This window comes from Stappia stellulata, from assembly GCF_020176715.1.
Taxonomy (GTDB): domain Bacteria; phylum Pseudomonadota; class Alphaproteobacteria; order Rhizobiales; family Stappiaceae; genus Stappia.
Map to the genome: position 1 here is coordinate 92,523 of NZ_JAIVMF010000010.1, position 16,043 is coordinate 108,565.

Here is a 16,043-nt window from a genome sequence, read left to right on the forward strand (position 1 = left end):
GCGGCGAGCCGCCCGCTGCCGAACGGCGAGAGAGAGCTTAATCGGCACTCTCGTGCCAGCCGAGCGGATAGCCGGCCGAAAGGACCGCGATAACGGTCGCGGGCGTCAGCACCTCGACCGGCATCGCCGCGTCAAGGTCGGGCGCCGGGCGATAGCCGTCGAACCCCCATGACACGAGCCCGCCGATCCGCTTGGCGAAAAAGCCGCCGTTCGCGCGGAAAAACGTGCCGTCCGGGTAGCTTTCGGGAATCTTGCCGAGCGCGGTGACGGGCAGGGAGACCTTTGCGGAGGCGGCGCGTTCGGCATGAAGTGCACGGTCCATCACGTCGGCGCCCGGTGGCCTGTCGAGACCGCCGGCCTTCTGCCAGGCGGCCTGAAACGCCCGCGCATCCGCGCGCCGGCACTCGAAGCAGGGCCGGTGGCCGGCCGTGAGCGCGGTCGCCTCGTCGAGAAAGAACAGTTCCGTATAGCCACTGCCCATCACGCTGCGCTGCCGGTCGTTGAAACACAGCAGGCAGGCGATCCAGCGTCGCGACGTCCAGCGGGCGCGGCCAAGGCGACCGCTCGCACGATCGTGCAGCCGCCCGCCGCGATTGCCCATCAGCGTGCCGCGGGCAGCAATGGCATGCAGCGTTCCGTCTGGCGCGACGCGGTTTTGCAGGGGCGAGGGGCGGACGTGCATTGCGCTCAAGGAAAGCGCCGATCCGACCGGCAGCCGGGCCTATCCAAGACGCCAGTCCTCGACGCTCTCGCCTTTCGCGCGCATCCCGTCGAGCCGGGCGTTGGCGTAGCGCTGGAAGCCTTCCTGCTTGTAGGTGCCGCTGCGCACCCATTCGAAGAAATGATAGAAGTAGAAAGGCGAGAGATAGCCCTGGATCCGGGTGGCTTCCGCCGCACGGCCGGATTTTCCGGCAACCGCCGCCGGGTCGTTGGGAAAGAACACCAGCGTCGGCGTGAAATTCACCAGCCACTTGCGCCCGAGCGCGCGTTCCTCCATCGCCTCGCCGTCGAAATCGGTGACCTCGCGCGAGCCGAACAGGTCGAGCTGGATGATGGCGAAGTTCTCCTTCAGATACGGGAGATAGTCCTGCCGCTCCAGGTTCACCTCATGCGTCTTGCGGCAGTAGGGACAGCCGGCCTGCTCGAACATCACCACCAGATGCTTGCCGGCCGCATGGGCCTCCGCCAGATCGTCGCTGAGCTCCAGAAAGCTCTCGACGAACCAGTCCTGATTGTAGAGACCGTCGTCGCCAAGCGTTGCAGCCCCGGCGGGACGCGGCCCGCCGCCCAGTGCCAGCGCCGCGCCGGTGGTCAGCGCACCCATCCCGAATTGCCTGCGTGTGATCATCGTGTCCTCCCAGACGCATTCCATGACGTGAATATATCAGCTTGTTCGCGCCTTGGCATCCATCGCAAGGATCACCGCTCCTCGGGAAACAGCGGCAGGGTTTCCGGCTCGTGGGGCGCGGCGGTTCCGTCGTCTTGCGTCGGCGCGTCGGCGGCGGGCTGCGCGGGGCTTTCGGCGGCCTCGTCCTGCTGCGCGGTTCGCGCGGCGGCCTGACGGGCGGCCTCTGCCTCCGCCTCCGCCTGCGCCCGTGCCGCGACCTCTTCCAGATGGCGTTCCAGCGCGTCGAGATCCTGCCAGACCTTGAAAGCAAGCTGGTCGCGCTCGCCCTGCGCCATCAGGACCGCACGCGCCTGCTTGCCGGCGCCGCAGGCGGCAAGCGCCGTGCCGAGCGCATTGGCGGCGGCCTTGCTGGAGGGCGCAAGATCCCAGGCGGCGCGCGCGTGATGCAGCGCGGCTGCGAGATTGCCGGAGCGGCGGTGCGCATTGGACAGGTTGATGGAGGAGGTCGCGTCGGCCGGGTCGCGCGTCTGGGCCGCGGTGAAGGCCTCGATGGCGCCCGGCCAGTCCTCGCGCGCCAGCAGGATGGTGCCGAGCAGCGACTGCGGCGCGGGGTCCTTCGAATTCACCCGCGCGGCCTGGCGGGCATAGTCCTCCGCCTCGTCGAAGCGGCTTTGCCGGAACAGGATCGTGGCAAGGCCGGAGAGCGCCGGCACATAGCCCGGGTCGATCCGCAACGCCTGCCGGTATTGCGCGATCGCGGCGGCAACCTGGCCGATCGGGCCCTGGGCATCGGCGTCCAGCGTCAGCGCGGCGGCGGAATTGGGCAGCGCCTGCAACAGCCGCCGCGTCAGCGGCGCCGCCTCGCGCGGCTGGTCGAGACGCAGCAGGATCGTCGCCAGGCCATAGAGCGCGTTGCGGTTGTCCGGCTCCGCCTTGAGCACGGCGACGAAGGCGTCGCGCGCCGGCTCCAGGCGATCGAGCAGCAGCAGGGCATTGCCGAGATTCGCGCGTGCGGCCAGATGGTCGGGGCAGGTGAACACGACCTGGCGCAGCAGCGTGACGGCCTCGTCCAGATCGCCGCGCCTGAGCAGCGCGGTGCCGGCGCGGTAGCGCGCCTCATGCGCCTGCGGCTCCCGGTTGACGATGTCGAGATAGATCCGCAGCGCCCCGTCGAGATCTCCGGCGCTTTCGCGCGCCATCGCATCGTTGAGGGCGCGGGCAAGGCCGGCTGTGACGGGATCGTCGGAAGACGGCGGTAGGGAAGACGACATGGCCGACGGGGCTCCTTGGCTGCGCGGTGAGACGCAGGGGCTGCGCGGTGAAACGCAGGTTGCGCCTATGAAAACGCGGCGCGGGCAGGCGCCGCCGCGCATGGGCAAAGCGTAGGACGAAGGGTAGGGGTGTGCGCCGCCCCGGTCAAAGGACAAGGCGAAAACGACACGCCCGCGCCGGGGTTATCCGCAGCCTTCGGGCGACAATGCGGCACTATGAGGGTCCGGACGCAGATTTCGGTTCAAAACCGCGAAGTCTTTGGGTAGAAGCGGCGCATGACCGACCAAGTGCTTATCATCGACTTCGGCTCCCAGGTGACCCAGCTGATCGCGCGCCGCGTGCGCGAGGCCGGCGTCTACTCGGAAATCGTCCCCTTCCAGTCCGCGGAGGCCGCCTTTCGCGAGATGCGCCCGAGCGCCGTGATCCTGTCCGGCGGCCCCGCGAGCGTCACCGACGCCACGACGCCGCGCGCGCCGCAGGCGGTGTTCGATGCCGGCATCCCCGTGCTCGGCATCTGCTACGGCGAACAGACGATGGTTGCCCAGCTCGGCGGCGGTGTCGAGGGATCTGACCACCGCGAGTTCGGGCGGGCCTATGTCGATGTGGTCGACGACTGCGCGCTGTTCGACGGCGTCTGGGCCAAGGGCACGCGCCATCAGGTGTGGATGAGCCACGGCGACCGCGTGACGGCCCTGCCCGACGGCTTCCGGGTCGTGGCGGTCTCCGACGGTGCCCCCTTCGCGGCGGTGGCCGACGAGGCGCGCCAGTTCTACGCGGTGCAGTTCCACCCCGAGGTCGTGCACACGCCCGATGGCGCGAAGCTGCTCTCCAATTTCGTGCACAAGATCGCAGGTCTTGCCGGCGACTGGACCATGGCCGCCTTCCGCGAGGATGCCAAGGCGCGAATCCGCGACCAGGTTGGCGACGGCCGTGTGATCTGCGGCCTGTCCGGCGGCGTCGACAGCGCTGTGGCCGCCGTCCTCATCCACGAGGCCATCGGCGACCAGCTCACCTGCATCTTCGTCGATCACGGCTTGATGCGGATGAACGAGGCCGAGCAGGTGGTGACGCTGTTCCGCGAGCACTACAATATTCCGCTGGTCCACGTGGATGCGGCCGACACCTTCCTCGACGCGCTCGAGGGCGAAACCGACCCGGAGAAGAAGCGCAAGACCATCGGTCGGCTCTTCATCGAGGTGTTCGAGGCCGAAGCCAAGAAGATCGGCGGCGCCGATTTCCTCGCCCAGGGCACGCTCTATCCGGACGTGATCGAGAGCGTCTCCTTTACCGGCGGCCCCTCGGTGACCATCAAGTCGCACCACAATGTCGGCGGCCTGCCCGAGCGCATGAACATGCAGCTCGTCGAACCGCTGCGCGAGCTGTTCAAGGACGAGGTGCGCGTGCTCGGCCGGGAACTCGGGCTGCCCGATGTCTTCGTCGGCCGTCATCCCTTCCCCGGTCCGGGGCTCGCGATCCGCTGCCCCGGCGGCGTGACCCGCGAGAAGATGGACATCCTGCGCCAGGCGGATGCGATCTATCTCGACGAGATCGCCAAGGCCGGGCTCTATGACGCGATCTGGCAGGCCTTCGCCGTGCTGCTGCCGGTGCAGACCGTCGGCGTGATGGGCGACGGGCGCACCTACGAGTTCGTCTGCGCGCTGCGCGCCGTGACCTCGGTCGACGGCATGACCGCGGATTTCTACCATTTCGACATGGAGTTCCTCGGCCGCGCGGCAACGCGCATCATCAACGAGGTGCGCGGCATCAACCGGGTGGTCTACGACGTCACCTCCAAGCCGCCGGGCACCATCGAGTGGGAGTGACCCTCGCCCCGCGTTGATTTCGGCGCGCGGCCTTTCAACACCCGCGCTTGCCGGAAATCGTCCGGGGAATCTCGACGTGAACAACCAATACGGAAACCTCGCCTCCCAGGTCTACAATCTGGACAAGCACATCGGCCGGTCCTTCGGCGATGTGGAATACTACCGTGAGCGTCTTCGCGGCAGCACGGGGCCGATCCTCGAGCCGGCGGTTGGAAACGGCCGCGTCCTGATCCCCTTGCTCGAAGCCGGGTTGCAGGTCGTCGGCTTCGATGCCTCCGAGGAGATGCTGGAGCATTGCCGGCGCGAATGCGCGGCCCGCTCTCTCCCGGCGCATGTGACGCGCCAGACCTTCGAGGAGTTCGCCTACGGCGAGCGCTTCGAGGCCGTCATCATCCCCGCCGGCTCGTTCCAGCTGATCACCGACCACGGCGCGGCGATGGCCACGCTGCAGCGCGTCTTCGATCATCTGCTGCCCGACGGACGCCTGATCGTGGATGTCGATCCGGTCGGCAGTGTCATGAGCGGTTCGACCGGCATCCGCCGGTGGTCGACGCAGGACGGCGATGTGCTGACCCTGACCGCGCAGCTGGTCGAGACCGATTTCGTCGCCCAGACCTCCGTGTCGCAGCTGCGCTACGATTGCTGGCGCGCCGGGCAACTGGCGGCGAGCGAACTGGAGTTCTTCAGCCTGCGCTGGTGGGGCGTCGAGGAGCTTGCGCTGGCGTTGCGGGCAACCGGGTTCGCCGATGTCACGGTCTGTGGCACTTACGAGCATGGCAGAGCGCCGCGGACGGACGACCGATCGATCACCTTCGAGGCCCGTCGTCCCGAATAGGCATCGTGGGCCCGTGTCGCCAGCGCGCGACGGGCCGAAGCTGGAAGACCGACATGATCTCTCGGGCCGCGGTGAGACACGCTTTCTGGAAGCTGGGCTTCATGCTTCGCACCGGTGCCCCGGCGTGGAGCCTGTGCGCGTATCTTCGCTGCAACGCTCTTCGCCGGTTGTCCGGCCGCTCGTCGCCGGACGGGACGAACTACGAAGAGGCGCGGGACGATTTCAGGCGCTACCTCAAGCATCTGACGATTGCGTCCGACTGGTTCACCGACGGCATTCCCGCCATCCTGAGGGCGGTCGACATCGCCGGCCTGAAAGAGCGTGATGCGCTGAATTGTCTGGAGATCGGTAGCTGGCAGGGCGTTTCGGCGTGCTTCTTCCTGCGCAGTCTGGGACAGGCCCGTCTGACCTGTGTCGATACCTGGGAAGGTTCCGACGAACACAGGAACGGCGACGCCGCCACGCCTCAGGTGCTGGAGACGGTGGAAGCGGCTTTCGACACGAACACGTCCGCGTTTTCCGGCAGGGTCACAAAATACAAGGGCACGTCCCTGTCTTTCTACCAGGCATCTGATGGGCGGGAGCGCTACGACCTGATCTATGTCGACGGGTCCCATCGCAGCGACGATGTGATCGTTGATGCCGTCAATTGCTTCAAGATGCTGGCGGATGGCGGGGTCCTCATTTTCGACGACTATTTCTGGACCTACTACGAGGCCGAACTGGAAAATCCCGCCAGCGCCATAAATGCCTTCCTGCGCATGAAGCGCCACCGGCTGGAGATCCTGAGCTTCGATTATCAGCTGATCGTGAGAAAGCGGCCAGGCGGGGCGCGGCGGGAACAAGCCTGACCGGTTCCCCGTCCACGCGCATTTGTCCCCTGTCGGGTCAGCTTGACGCCCGACACAGGGCGCGCCTGCGCGGCGCCGCTGCCGTCCCCGCGCCTCCCGGATCTTCGGATCTTGCAGGCGCTTCCCCTGGTCGCGCTTTCGCCCTGCAACGCCGGCTGCGGCGGACTTCCGGCGGCGCGTGAAAATTTATCGCATGCGTGAGAATCCCGCATTACTTTCGGCTTGTCGGGTTCTTTCGGAGCGCCTCATCTCTAAACATATGATATAAAAGGTAAAAAACTTCCCGTCTTGAATGGTGGTATCTGGCATGACGCTTGCTAACCCGAATGAGCCGGCATAGTGAGGCCTGCCGAGGCAGGGCCGGATACGACAGAAACGGGAGGACGTTTGGATGGTTAGACTAGGACGAGTTCTGTTTGCGACGGCGGCGGCTTTGGGCGTCTCGCTTTCGGCCGTGCAGGCTTCGGAGCTTCGGGTTGGCTTTACGCTCGATGCCATGACGCTGGATCCGGCCAATCACCGCAACCGCGAAACCGAGACCATCATCCGCAACATGTACGACGGTCTCGTCACCCGCGACGGCGACATGAAGGTGGTGCCGGAGATCGCCGAATCCTACGAGTTGGTGTCGCCGACGGTCTACGACTTCCGCATCCGCGACGGCATCACCTTCCACGACGGCTCGCCGCTGACGGCGGAGGACGTGCGTTTCACGCTGGAGCGGCTGACGGCCGAAGGCGCGATGGGCGACGGCCAGACCAGCCCGCGCAAGAGCCTGCTCGGACCGGTCGAATCCATCGAGGTGCGCGATGGCAACACCGTGCGCATCACCCTGTCCGAACCCTGGCCGATCCTTCCGGCGATGCTGCCGTTCCAGGAGATCGTCTCCAAGGCCTTCGTCGAGAAGGTCGGAACCGAAGGTCTCGCGACCCAGGTGAACGGCGCCGGCCCCTTCAAGCTGGTCGACTGGCGCAAGGGCGACGCCATCATCATGGAGCGGTTCGAGGGCTATTACGGCGGCGCGCCCTCCATCGAGCCGGTCGGCAAGGCCTGCGTCGAACGGGCGATCTTCAAGATCATTCCCGAATCGGCATCGCGCGTGGCCGCGCTTCTGTCCGGCGACGTCGACATTATCAACGAGCTGCCGCCCTTTTCAGTCGAGCAGGTGAAGAACAATCCCGGCACCGACGTGATGACCGTCAACGGCACCCGCAGCTTCTTCGTCGCGATGAACATGGAAGGCGAGCTGTTCAGCAATCCCAAGGTGCGTCAGGCCGCGGCCCACGCGATCGACAAGGATCTGATCATCGACCGCATTCTCGGCGGCAACGCCGCGCGGATCGAGGGCATTCTGTCTCCGGACGCCTTCGCGGCGAGCACCGACCTGCCGGTCTACGAATACGACCCGGAAAAGGCGCGCGCCCTGCTTGCCGAGGCCGGGTACCCGGACGGCGTCGAGGTGACCATGGACACGGTCGGCGCCTACAAGGACATTGCCGAGGCGGTCGCCTCGCTGCTCACAAAGGGTGGGTTCAACACCCGTGTCGCGGTGGGCGAGGGCGCGCAGATGACGCAGAAGTGGCGCACCAAGGGCGGGCCGAAGTCCGGTGACATGTATTTCACCTCCTGGGGCAACGGGTCGCTCGATCCCTTCGACATCTTCACCCCGACGCACCGCACCAACGACCGCGGCAACTCCGCCGGCTATTCCAATCCGGAGGTCGACCGCCTGCTCGACGAGGCGGCGGTTGAACTCGACACGGAAAAGCGCGCCGCGCTCTACCGCAAGGCCGAGCAGATCGTCAACGCGGAGCTGCCGTATCTCTACCTGTGGGTTCCGCAGGACATCTACGGCGTGTCCAAGCGGCTGAAGGGATGGCGTCCGAGCGCGGACAGCCGCATCAACCTGCACGACGCTTGCGTCGATTGACCCCAGAACGGACGGGACAAGCATATGTCGTTGGGCAAGCTCGCCGAAAGGCTGCTCCATCTCGTCCCCGTTTTGCTCGGTGTGAGCGTGATCGTCTTCCTGATGATGGCGCTGACCCCGGGCGATCCGGTGGACATCATGATCGGAGATCAGAACGTCACGCCGGAGCAGGAACAGGCGATGCGCGAGGACCTCGGCCTGGACCTTCCGGTCCATCGCCAGTTCTTCGTGTTCCTTGGAAACGCGGTGCAGGGGGATTTCGGCACCAGCTTCTATCACCGCCGGCCCGTGCTCGACGTGATCGTCGAGCGTCTGCCCGCGACCATCGAGCTTAGTCTCGTCGCCCTGATCATCGCGCTGGTGACGGCGATCCCCCTCGGCGTCCTGGCCGCGATCCGGCGCAACTCCATCCTCGACAAGATGGCAACCGTCGGATCGCTGCTCGGCGTCTCGCTGCCGGGCTTCTGGTTCGGCATCCTGCTGTTGATGCTGTTTGCGGTGCACCTGCAACTGCTGCCGGTGTCGGGTCGGATCGGGTTCGACAGCGAGATCGAGCCGATCACCCATTTCCTTTTGATCGACACCTTGCTGCGCGGACGCCCGGATGCCTTCTGGGACGCGTTCAAACACATCCTGCTGCCAGCGATCACCCTGGGTCTGCCGATGACCGCGATCCTGATGCGCGTCACCCGCACCTCGATGCTTGAGGTGATGCGGCAGGACTATATCGTCTTCGCCGAGGCCAAGGGGCTGAAGCGCGGGCGGATCCTGTTTCGCCACGCGCTGAAGAACGCGCTGATCCCGACCGTTTCGGTCGCCGCCATCGAGACCGGATCGCTGCTTGGCGGCAACATGATCGTCGAGACGGTGTTCGGCTGGCCCGGTCTCGGGCGGCTGGTGGTCGAAAGCGTCTTTTTGCGCAACTACCCGCTCGTCCAGGCGGCGGTGCTGTTCTACGCGGTCACCTATGTGCTGCTGAACTTCATCGCCGACATTCTCTACACGACGCTCAATCCGAGGGTGAAGCTGTGACGAGTGCTGCCCTGAATTCCGCACCGGTCGCCGCCGCCTCCGGTGCCGGCCAGACGATCTTTCGCCGCAACCTGCGCCAGTTCGCCTCCAATCGCCTGGCGATGGCAAGCGTCGGCATCGTTGTCCTCTTCGTGCTCCTGGCGATCTTCGCGCCCTTCATCGCGCCGCATGATCCCAACGAGACGGACCTCTTCCGCCGCCTGCAGCCGCCGGCCTGGCAGACGGGCGGCGAATGGGCTTATCTGCTCGGCTGCGATGCGCTGGGGCGCGATATCCTGTCGCGCATCATCTACGGCTCGCGGATTTCCATCTTCATCGGTGCGGCCGTGATCTTCGTCGCGACCACCGTCGGCATCGCCGCCGGTCTCGCCGCCGGTTATTTCCGCGGCTGGGTCGACGTGGCAATCTCGCGTCTCGTCGATATTTTGCTGAGCTTTCCCTACCTGATCTTCGCCATCGGCCTGATGGCGATGATGGGGCCGGGGCTGGTCAACATCATCCTGGCGCTCGCCTACAAGGAATGGGTGATCCCCTGCCGGGTGGTGCGCGGCGAGACGCTGGCGACGCGCGAGCTGGAATATGTCGAGGCCGCGCGGGCGCTGGGCGCCTCTTCCGGGCACATCATGGTCAAGGAGATCCTGCCCAACATCCTGTCGCCGGTGATCGTCGTGTCGACCATCCGCATTGCCCATGTGATCATCCTCGAGGCCAGCCTCAGCTTCCTCGGTCTCGGGGTTCAGCCGCCGACGGCCTCCTGGGGCTCGATGGTCGCCGACGGGCGGGCCCATATCCTCGGTGCCTGGTGGGTCAGCACCTTCCCCGGTCTCGCGATCCTTGTGCTCGTGCTTGCCATCAATGTGGCGAGCCAGGGCCTGCGCGACGCCTTCGATCCGCGGTTTCAGGAGTGACCATGTCTCGCAACGAAAATCTGCTTGAGGTCGACGGCCTGCGCACGGTCTTCGACACGAGCGAGGGGGTGGTGCGCGCGGTCGACGGTGTCGACGTCACGGTCCGGCGCGGCGAGTGCCTCGGCGTCGTCGGCGAATCGGGCTCCGGCAAGAGCGTCACCTTTTCCTCGGTGATGGGGCTGGTGCGTTCGCCGGGGCGCATCGAAAGCGGCGCCATCCGCTTCGAGGGTCAGGATCTGACCCGCCTGTCCACCCGCGAGATGCGCGCCATTCGCGGCCGCGACATCTCGATGACCATGCAGGACGCGCTGACGGCGCTCAATCCGGCGCTGACCGTGGGCGAGCAGCTCTCCGAGATGCTGGATGCCCACGACGACGACCTGCCGGCGCGCGGCGCTGCCCGGCGGCGCGCGATCCGCGACAAGTCGGTGGAGATGCTCCGGCTCGTCGGCATTCCCTCGCCCGACAGCCGTCTCGGCCAGTATCCGCACGAGTTCTCCGGCGGCATGCGCCAGCGCATCATGATCGCCATTGCGCTTGCCCCCGGCCCCAAGCTCCTGATCGCCGACGAGCCGACCACGGCGCTCGACGTGACCATTCAGGCGCAGGTGCTGGAGCTGATTTCCGACATCCGCGCAAGGCTCGGCATGAGCGTGGTGCTGATCACCCATGATCTGGGCGTGGTCGCCGAACATTGCGACCGCGTGATGGTGATGTATGCCGGACAGGTCGTCGAGGAAGGGTCGACGGTGGATGTGATTTCCAATCCGCAGCATCCCTACACGCGCGGGCTTCTCGGCTCCATTCCGCGCCTGTCGCTGCGGGGCAAGCCGATCCGGCCGATCCAGGGGCAGGTGCCCAATCTGGTCGGGCTGCCGCCGCAGTGCCGGTTCTATTCGCGCTGTCCCGAACGCACGGATGCCTGCCTGCAGTCCGTCGAGATGCGCAGCGTCGGTCCCGACCGTCGCGCGCGCTGCATTGCCCTCACGCAGGAGGAGGTCGCATGACATCGCCGGCCAAACCGCTTCTGAGCGTCGAAAATCTGTCCAAGGTCTATCAGGGGCGGCAAACGCTCGCCAATCGGCTCGCCGGCGTGCGGCCCTTCTCGGTCAAGGCCGTCAACGACGTCTCCTTCGAGGTCCGACGCGGCGAGGTGCTCGGCCTGATCGGCGAGAGCGGATGCGGCAAGTCCACGCTCGGGCGCGCGGTTCTGCGTCTGCACGAGCCGACGGCGGGCCGTGTCGAATTCGATGGCGAGGACGTCACCGCGCTCTCCGCCGGGGCGCTGAAGGACATGCGCCGGCGCATGCAGATCGTGTTTCAGGATCCTTACGCCTCGCTCAATCCGCGCTCTACGGTCGCCGATATCGTCGGCCTGCCGCTCAGGCTCCACGGGTTGGCGAAGACCACCCAGGAAGTGCGCGAGACGGTGGCGCGCATTCTGGAGCGGGTGGGGCTGAACGCGGCGCATCTCGACCGCTATCCGCACCAGTTTTCCGGCGGCCAGCGCCAGCGCATCGGCATCGCGCGGGCGCTGATCAGCCATCCGGAGTTCATCGTCTGCGACGAGCCGGTCTCCGCGCTCGATGTCTCGATCCAGGCGCAGATCATCCAGTTGCTCTTGGAGCTGAAGGACGAGATGGGGCTGACCTATCTCTTCATCTCTCACGATATTTCCGTGATCGGCTATCTCAGCGACCGGGTGGCGGTGATGTATCTGGGCGAGATCGTCGAGATGGGGCCGACGGACGATGTCCTCGCCCGGCCGCGCCATCCCTACACCCAGAGCCTGATGTCGGCCGTGCCCGACGTCGATGCGCCGGGCAAGCACCAGCGGGTGCGGCTCGCAGGCGAGCTTCCCTCGCCGCTCGACCCGCCGACGGGCTGCAAGTTCCACACGCGCTGCCCCCTGGCGATCGACGTTTGCCGGCGCGAGGCACCGATCTCCGAGCAGGTTGCGCCCGGTCATCAGGCAGCCTGTCACCGGCTGTCTGAAGACCTCTCCGTCCGGGAAACCGTAGCGGGAGTGCAGGCGCGATGATGGAGCACATCGAGGAGCTTCAGCCGCTGGAGCTGCGCGGCGACGCCTTTCAGCGCGGTCTGGCTCAGGCCTCGGCATCGGGCAGCGATGCCGCGCGGGTCGCCGCCGCGACGGTGGCACGCGTGCAGGAGGCCCGCCGGGCCGGTGTCTTCGACGACAGGGCGCTCGCCTATCTGGCGGCGCAGCGGCGCTTCGCTGAGCAACACGACCCCGGCTCTCTCGCCGAAGTCTGCGGTATCGCCGAGGGCTTCGCTCTGGAGGTCGACGACCTCTTCGCCCATTTGCACATGCGTATCATCGGCGATCTCGGAGAGGGCGCGACGCTTGATGGCGCCCCGCTCGACGGCGACGGCTGCAGCGCCTTTGCGCTTGCCGCCGGTCGCGACGGGCCGCTCGTTGCCAAGAACCGGGATTTTTCCGGCACGCATCTGGGGATCCAGACCGTGGCCCGCCACAGCGGGCCGGACATTGCCACCGGATCGATGCTCTGCGTCGGCAGCCTCGGCAGCCCCGGCGCCTATTCCAGCGGCATGAACGCGCGCGGGCTGATGCTGGCCGATACCCAGATCGGCGCGCGCACCCATCGGGTCGGCTGGCTGCGCTATTTCCTGATGACGCGGGTGCTCGCGCGCTGCGCCGATGTGGCCGAGGCGCTGGCCTTCATCCGCTCCGTCCCGCATGCCGGAGGCGGCACGCTGATCCTCGCCGATGAGGCGGGGGCGGCAGCCGCCGTGGAACTGGGCGCCGACGCGGTCGCGGTGGAGGAGGGCGAGCGGGTCCTGCGCACGAATCACTTCCTGTCCGCGGAGCTTCGCGACGACACGCTGCCGCCCGACGACGACCGTATTGCCGCGAATTCCGAGCAGCGGCGCGCCTTCCTGTCGCAGCATTTGCCCGAGCTGACCGGCGAGGTCGCCGAGGTGATGGCGCTGATGGCCCGGCACACGGACGACGCGGGCGCGCCTGCGCCCGTTTGCCAGCATGCCGAGGGCACGGAGGCGCAGACGCTGTCGTCGGTGGTTTATTCCGCCCACGATCCTTGTCTATATTTCCACGAGGGAACCCCATGTCTTGGGACGTGGAAGCGGTTCGCCCTGTGAGCGTCGCCGGCGCTCCCAAGGGGGCGCAAGGGGCGGGCATGACGGGTTACCAGAACGACCTGATCGGCGATCATCCGAGCATTCTGGCGTTGCGGACCCTGATCGAGCGGGTGGCCCGCTCGCCGGCGCAGAATGTGCTGATCTACGGGCCGACCGGCACCGGCAAGGGCATGGTCGCGCGCATGCTGCACCGCCTGTCCGCCCGCGCCTCGAAGCAGTTCGTCGACATCAACTGCGCGGCGATCCCCTCAAGCCTGCTGGAATCGGAACTCTTCGGCCACGAGAAGGGCGCCTTCACCGGCGCGGTGGACCGCAAGGTCGGGCTGGTCGAGGCGGCGAACCACGGCACGATCTTCCTCGACGAGATCCGCGAGATGGAGCCGATGCTCCAGACCAAGCTGCTCAGCCTGCTCGACACCCACGAGTTTCGCCGGGTCGGCGCGGTCAAGACCACCTCCGTCGACGTCCGCTTCATTGCAGCGACCAACAAGGTGCTGCTGTCGGAGGTGGTGGCCGGCAATTTCCGCGAGGATCTCTATTTCCGCCTGCAGGTGGTGGCGATCAATATTCCCGCGCTCGCCGAGCGCGGCGACGATGTCCTGAAGCTGTCCGACTATTTCATCTCCCGCTTCAACGCGCGCTACAAGCGCGCGATCAAGGGGCTGTCGCCGGAGACCGCCGAGATTTTCCTGCAGTACCAGTGGCCGGGCAATGTGCGGGAACTGGAAAACCTGATCGAGCGCATCTTCATCCTGGAAGACGACGACATTGTCGAGCCGCATCACCTGCCGGACCGGATCCTGCGCACGGTGCGCGGCGGAAGCGGCGCGGGGCCGGCCTCGGCGCGCGCCGATCTCTCCATGGGGTTTCGCGCGGCGACCGAAGCCTATCAGCGCAAGCTGATCGAACAGGCGCTCGGCACCTCGAAGAACAATCTCAAGGACGCGGCGGCCCTTCTCAAGATCAGCCGGCACGCGCTGCGCCACCAGATGCTCAAGCTCGGGATGATCGATGCGTGAGAACCGCGCATGGCTGCGTGCGAACGGCGCGCGCATCGCAGCGGATGACGGGTTTTTTCAATAAGATATTGCGAATAATGAACTTTTTTCGCGATTTGTGATTGGCATGCTCCCTGCATAGGGGCGGTCGGGATATTCAGACCGGAGAATTCAGACATGACGAAATCGCTCAAGGTCATTTGCCCGAACGGGCATCTGGGCTTCGCGCCGCTCAAGACGGAGAGCTTTCGCATCGCCGTCGAGGCCGGCACCGATTATATCGCCGCCGATTCCGGCAGCGACGACATCGGTCCGGTTCCGCTTGGCAGCGACACATGCGCCAGCCCCCGGGCCTGGCAGGAGCACGACCTGGAGGTCATGCTGCTGGCGGCCCGCAAGACCGGAAAGCCGATGATCATCGGCTCTGCCGGCGACACGGGCACCAACAGCCGGGTCGACATGTATGTCGAGATCATCCGCGATCTCGCCCGCAAGCATGACCTCGCGCCCTTCCGCCTCGGCTGGTTCTACTCCGAGGTCGACAAGGAGACGGTTCGCGCCAGCATTCGCGGCGGATCGCCGGTCCGGGGCCTGGACGGCCGGCCGGACCTCGACGAGGCCGAGCTGGACGCGACCGACCGGATCGTCGCCATGGCGGGCGTGCATCCGTTCCGGGCCCTGCTGGAAGAAGGCTGCGACGTGATCATCGGCGGACGCTCGTCCGACAGCGCGATCTTCGCCGCCGCCGCCCTGCACGAGGGCTTTCCCGACGCCCAGGCCTACTACCTCGGCAAGGTGCTGGAATGCGCCTCTTTCTGCGCCGAACCCTATGGCGCGAAGGAGACCGTGATGGGCGAGATCACGCCGGAGTTTGTGGAGGTGACCGCGATGCATCCCGGGCAGCGCTGCACGGTCGCCTCGGTCGCCGGTCACGCCATGTACGAGCGCTCCAACCCGTTCCACGAGTATGTCGCCGGCGGCCTGCTCGACATGACCGACTGCCACTATGAGCAGGTCAGCGAGAAGACCACCCGCGTGACCGGCATGAAGTTCGTCCCGGCGGAGGAGTTCCGCGTCAAGCTGGAAGGCTCGGGCCGCCTCGGCGCGCGCTTCGTCGGCATGGCCGGCATTCGCGACCCCTATACGATCGCCAATGTCGACGCGGTGATCGAATGGGCGCGGACCCAGGTGCGCGAGCGCTTCGGCGACGATGGCTGGGAGCTGCACTACAACGTCTTCGGCCGCAACGGCATCATGGGCGAAATGGAACCCTTGAAGGACAAGCCCGCCCATGAGCTCCTGATCGTTGTGCAGGGCGTGGCGCCGACCCGCGAGATGGCCGAGGAACTGACGATCACCGGCACGCGGCAGCTGTTCTACGCCCGCCTGCCCGAGGTGAAGGGCACCGCCGGCGGCGTTTCCTTCGTGTTCGACGAGGTGATGGAGGCAAGCCCCGGCTGCCGCTGGACCCTCAACCACACCATGGCGGTCAATGACCCGCTCGCCCTCTTCCCCACCCACAGCGAGATCGTCGGGTCCGACGTTCTGGAGACTGCATGATGACGACGAAGAAGCTCTCGGAACTGGCCAAGACCATCCGGTCGAAGAATGCGGGCACGGACAAGATCACCTTCGACGTGATCTTCCGCGAGCGCGATGTCTACGAGATGGTCAAGCGCTCCGGCGCGCTGACGCGGGCGAGCGTCTCGGCGCTGTTCAACATCGGCGACAACCGCATCACCGATTTCGTCGAATACGATCCGGCCTATGCGATCAAGTTCACGATCCTGCGTCCGCGCCCGAGCGGAAGCCCGGGCGATCCGGACATCTTCGGCGCGCAGCAATATGCGCCGCTGCTCGATGTGGATGTGACCGTCGACGCCTGAGCGGGCGTTCGAAAACAAT

General features: G+C 66.4%; 15 protein-coding genes. 12 read left to right on the plus strand and 3 right to left on the minus strand.

The genetic code is table 11. The annotated features are described in order from the left end of the window. Positions 1-37: 37 nt before the first annotated feature. From LC092_RS13280 to LC092_RS13290, 3 genes are all read right to left on the minus strand, one after another. Positions 38-682, minus strand: a complete 645-nt coding sequence (locus LC092_RS13280) for a hypothetical protein (RefSeq protein WP_224807211.1) — start codon at positions 680-682, stop codon at positions 38-40. Between the two features lie 39 nt (positions 683-721). Next, positions 722-1,348, minus strand: a complete 627-nt coding sequence (locus tag LC092_RS13285; protein WP_224807047.1) for a thioredoxin family protein — start codon at positions 1,346-1,348, stop codon at positions 722-724. Between the two features lie 71 nt (positions 1,349-1,419). After that, a complete protein-coding gene (locus tag LC092_RS13290; RefSeq protein ID WP_224807049.1) occupies positions 1,420-2,619 on the minus strand; it encodes a tetratricopeptide repeat protein in 1,200 nt (399 codons plus the stop codon). A 276-nt stretch (positions 2,620-2,895) separates the two neighbouring features. Between LC092_RS13290 and guaA the strand changes: the two genes are divergently transcribed. From guaA to LC092_RS13350, 12 genes are all read left to right on the plus strand, one after another. After that, on the plus strand, positions 2,896-4,443 hold the full coding sequence (guaA, locus tag LC092_RS13295) for a glutamine-hydrolyzing GMP synthase (RefSeq protein WP_224807060.1): 1,548 nt from the start codon (positions 2,896-2,898) through the stop codon (positions 4,441-4,443). Between the two features lie 76 nt (positions 4,444-4,519). Continuing rightward, entirely contained in the window at positions 4,520-5,278 is a 759-nt protein-coding gene (locus LC092_RS13300; protein WP_224807062.1) for a class I SAM-dependent methyltransferase, read from the plus strand. A gap of 101 nt (positions 5,279-5,379) precedes the next feature. After that, the gene (locus LC092_RS13305) at positions 5,380-6,129 is read left to right on the plus strand and encodes a class I SAM-dependent methyltransferase (protein WP_224807064.1); all 750 of its coding nucleotides are present in this window, start codon (positions 5,380-5,382) and stop codon (positions 6,127-6,129) included. A gap of 391 nt (positions 6,130-6,520) precedes the next feature. After that, positions 6,521-8,059, plus strand: a complete 1,539-nt coding sequence (locus tag LC092_RS13310) for an ABC transporter substrate-binding protein (protein ID WP_224807066.1) — start codon at positions 6,521-6,523, stop codon at positions 8,057-8,059. A 24-nt stretch (positions 8,060-8,083) separates the two neighbouring features. Beyond that, entirely contained in the window at positions 8,084-9,091 is a 1,008-nt protein-coding gene (locus LC092_RS13315; protein WP_224807068.1) for an ABC transporter permease, read from the plus strand. Next, on the plus strand, positions 9,088-9,999 hold the full coding sequence (locus LC092_RS13320; RefSeq protein ID WP_224807069.1) for an ABC transporter permease: 912 nt from the start codon (positions 9,088-9,090) through the stop codon (positions 9,997-9,999). Before LC092_RS13315 ends, LC092_RS13320 begins: the two co-directional genes overlap by 4 nt. Before the next feature lie 2 nt (positions 10,000-10,001). Continuing rightward, positions 10,002-11,006 carry an ABC transporter ATP-binding protein gene (locus tag LC092_RS13325; RefSeq protein WP_224807071.1) on the plus strand — a complete coding sequence of 335 codons (1,005 nt, stop codon included), beginning with the start codon at positions 10,002-10,004 and terminating at the stop codon, positions 11,004-11,006. Then, positions 11,003-12,040: an ABC transporter ATP-binding protein gene (locus LC092_RS13330; protein WP_224807075.1), complete on the plus strand. Its 1,038-nt coding sequence runs from the start codon at positions 11,003-11,005 to the stop codon at positions 12,038-12,040. Before LC092_RS13325 ends, LC092_RS13330 begins: the two co-directional genes overlap by 4 nt. Further along, the gene (locus LC092_RS13335) at positions 12,037-13,140 is read left to right on the plus strand and encodes a C45 family autoproteolytic acyltransferase/hydolase (protein ID WP_224807076.1); all 1,104 of its coding nucleotides are present in this window, start codon (positions 12,037-12,039) and stop codon (positions 13,138-13,140) included. The genes LC092_RS13330 and LC092_RS13335 overlap by 4 nt, the downstream gene beginning before the upstream one ends. Then, on the plus strand, positions 13,107-14,159 hold the full coding sequence (locus LC092_RS13340; protein WP_224807077.1) for a sigma-54 interaction domain-containing protein: 1,053 nt from the start codon (positions 13,107-13,109) through the stop codon (positions 14,157-14,159). The genes LC092_RS13335 and LC092_RS13340 overlap by 34 nt, the downstream gene beginning before the upstream one ends. 156 nt (positions 14,160-14,315) lie before the next feature. Then, on the plus strand, positions 14,316-15,698 hold the full coding sequence (locus tag LC092_RS13345; protein WP_224807079.1) for an acyclic terpene utilization AtuA family protein: 1,383 nt from the start codon (positions 14,316-14,318) through the stop codon (positions 15,696-15,698). Next, positions 15,695-16,024, plus strand: a complete 330-nt coding sequence (locus LC092_RS13350; protein WP_224807081.1) for a DUF4387 domain-containing protein — start codon at positions 15,695-15,697, stop codon at positions 16,022-16,024. The genes LC092_RS13345 and LC092_RS13350 overlap by 4 nt, the downstream gene beginning before the upstream one ends. The last annotated feature ends 19 nt before the right edge of the window (positions 16,025-16,043 follow it).

Excerpts from the sequence above, each read along its gene's own strand:
- LC092_RS13305 (WP_224807064.1), top strand. The coding sequence starts at position 5,380 with ATGCTTCGCACCGGTGCCCCGGCGTGGAGCCTGTGCGCGTATCTTCGC.
- LC092_RS13310 (WP_224807066.1), top strand. The coding sequence starts at position 6,521 with ATGGTTAGACTAGGACGAGTTCTGTTTGCGACGGCGGCGGCTTTGGGC.
- LC092_RS13350 (WP_224807081.1), top strand. The coding sequence starts at position 15,695 with ATGATGACGACGAAGAAGCTCTCGGAACTGGCCAAGACCATCCGGTCG.
- LC092_RS13335 (WP_224807076.1), top strand. The coding sequence starts at position 12,037 with ATGATGGAGCACATCGAGGAGCTTCAGCCGCTGGAGCTGCGCGGCGAC.
- guaA (WP_224807060.1), top strand. The coding sequence starts at position 2,896 with ATGACCGACCAAGTGCTTATCATCGACTTCGGCTCCCAGGTGACCCAG.
- LC092_RS13330 (WP_224807075.1), top strand. The coding sequence starts at position 11,003 with ATGACATCGCCGGCCAAACCGCTTCTGAGCGTCGAAAATCTGTCCAAG.
- LC092_RS13280 (WP_224807211.1), bottom strand. The coding sequence starts at position 682 with ATGCACGTCCGCCCCTCGCCCCTGCAAAACCGCGTCGCGCCAGACGGA.
- LC092_RS13340 (WP_224807077.1), top strand. The coding sequence starts at position 13,107 with ATGTCTTGGGACGTGGAAGCGGTTCGCCCTGTGAGCGTCGCCGGCGCT.
- LC092_RS13325 (WP_224807071.1), top strand. The coding sequence starts at position 10,002 with ATGTCTCGCAACGAAAATCTGCTTGAGGTCGACGGCCTGCGCACGGTC.
- LC092_RS13315 (WP_224807068.1), top strand. The coding sequence starts at position 8,084 with ATGTCGTTGGGCAAGCTCGCCGAAAGGCTGCTCCATCTCGTCCCCGTT.
- LC092_RS13285 (WP_224807047.1), bottom strand. The coding sequence starts at position 1,348 with ATGATCACACGCAGGCAATTCGGGATGGGTGCGCTGACCACCGGCGCG.
- LC092_RS13290 (WP_224807049.1), bottom strand. The coding sequence starts at position 2,619 with ATGTCGTCTTCCCTACCGCCGTCTTCCGACGATCCCGTCACAGCCGGC.
- LC092_RS13345 (WP_224807079.1), top strand. The coding sequence starts at position 14,316 with ATGACGAAATCGCTCAAGGTCATTTGCCCGAACGGGCATCTGGGCTTC.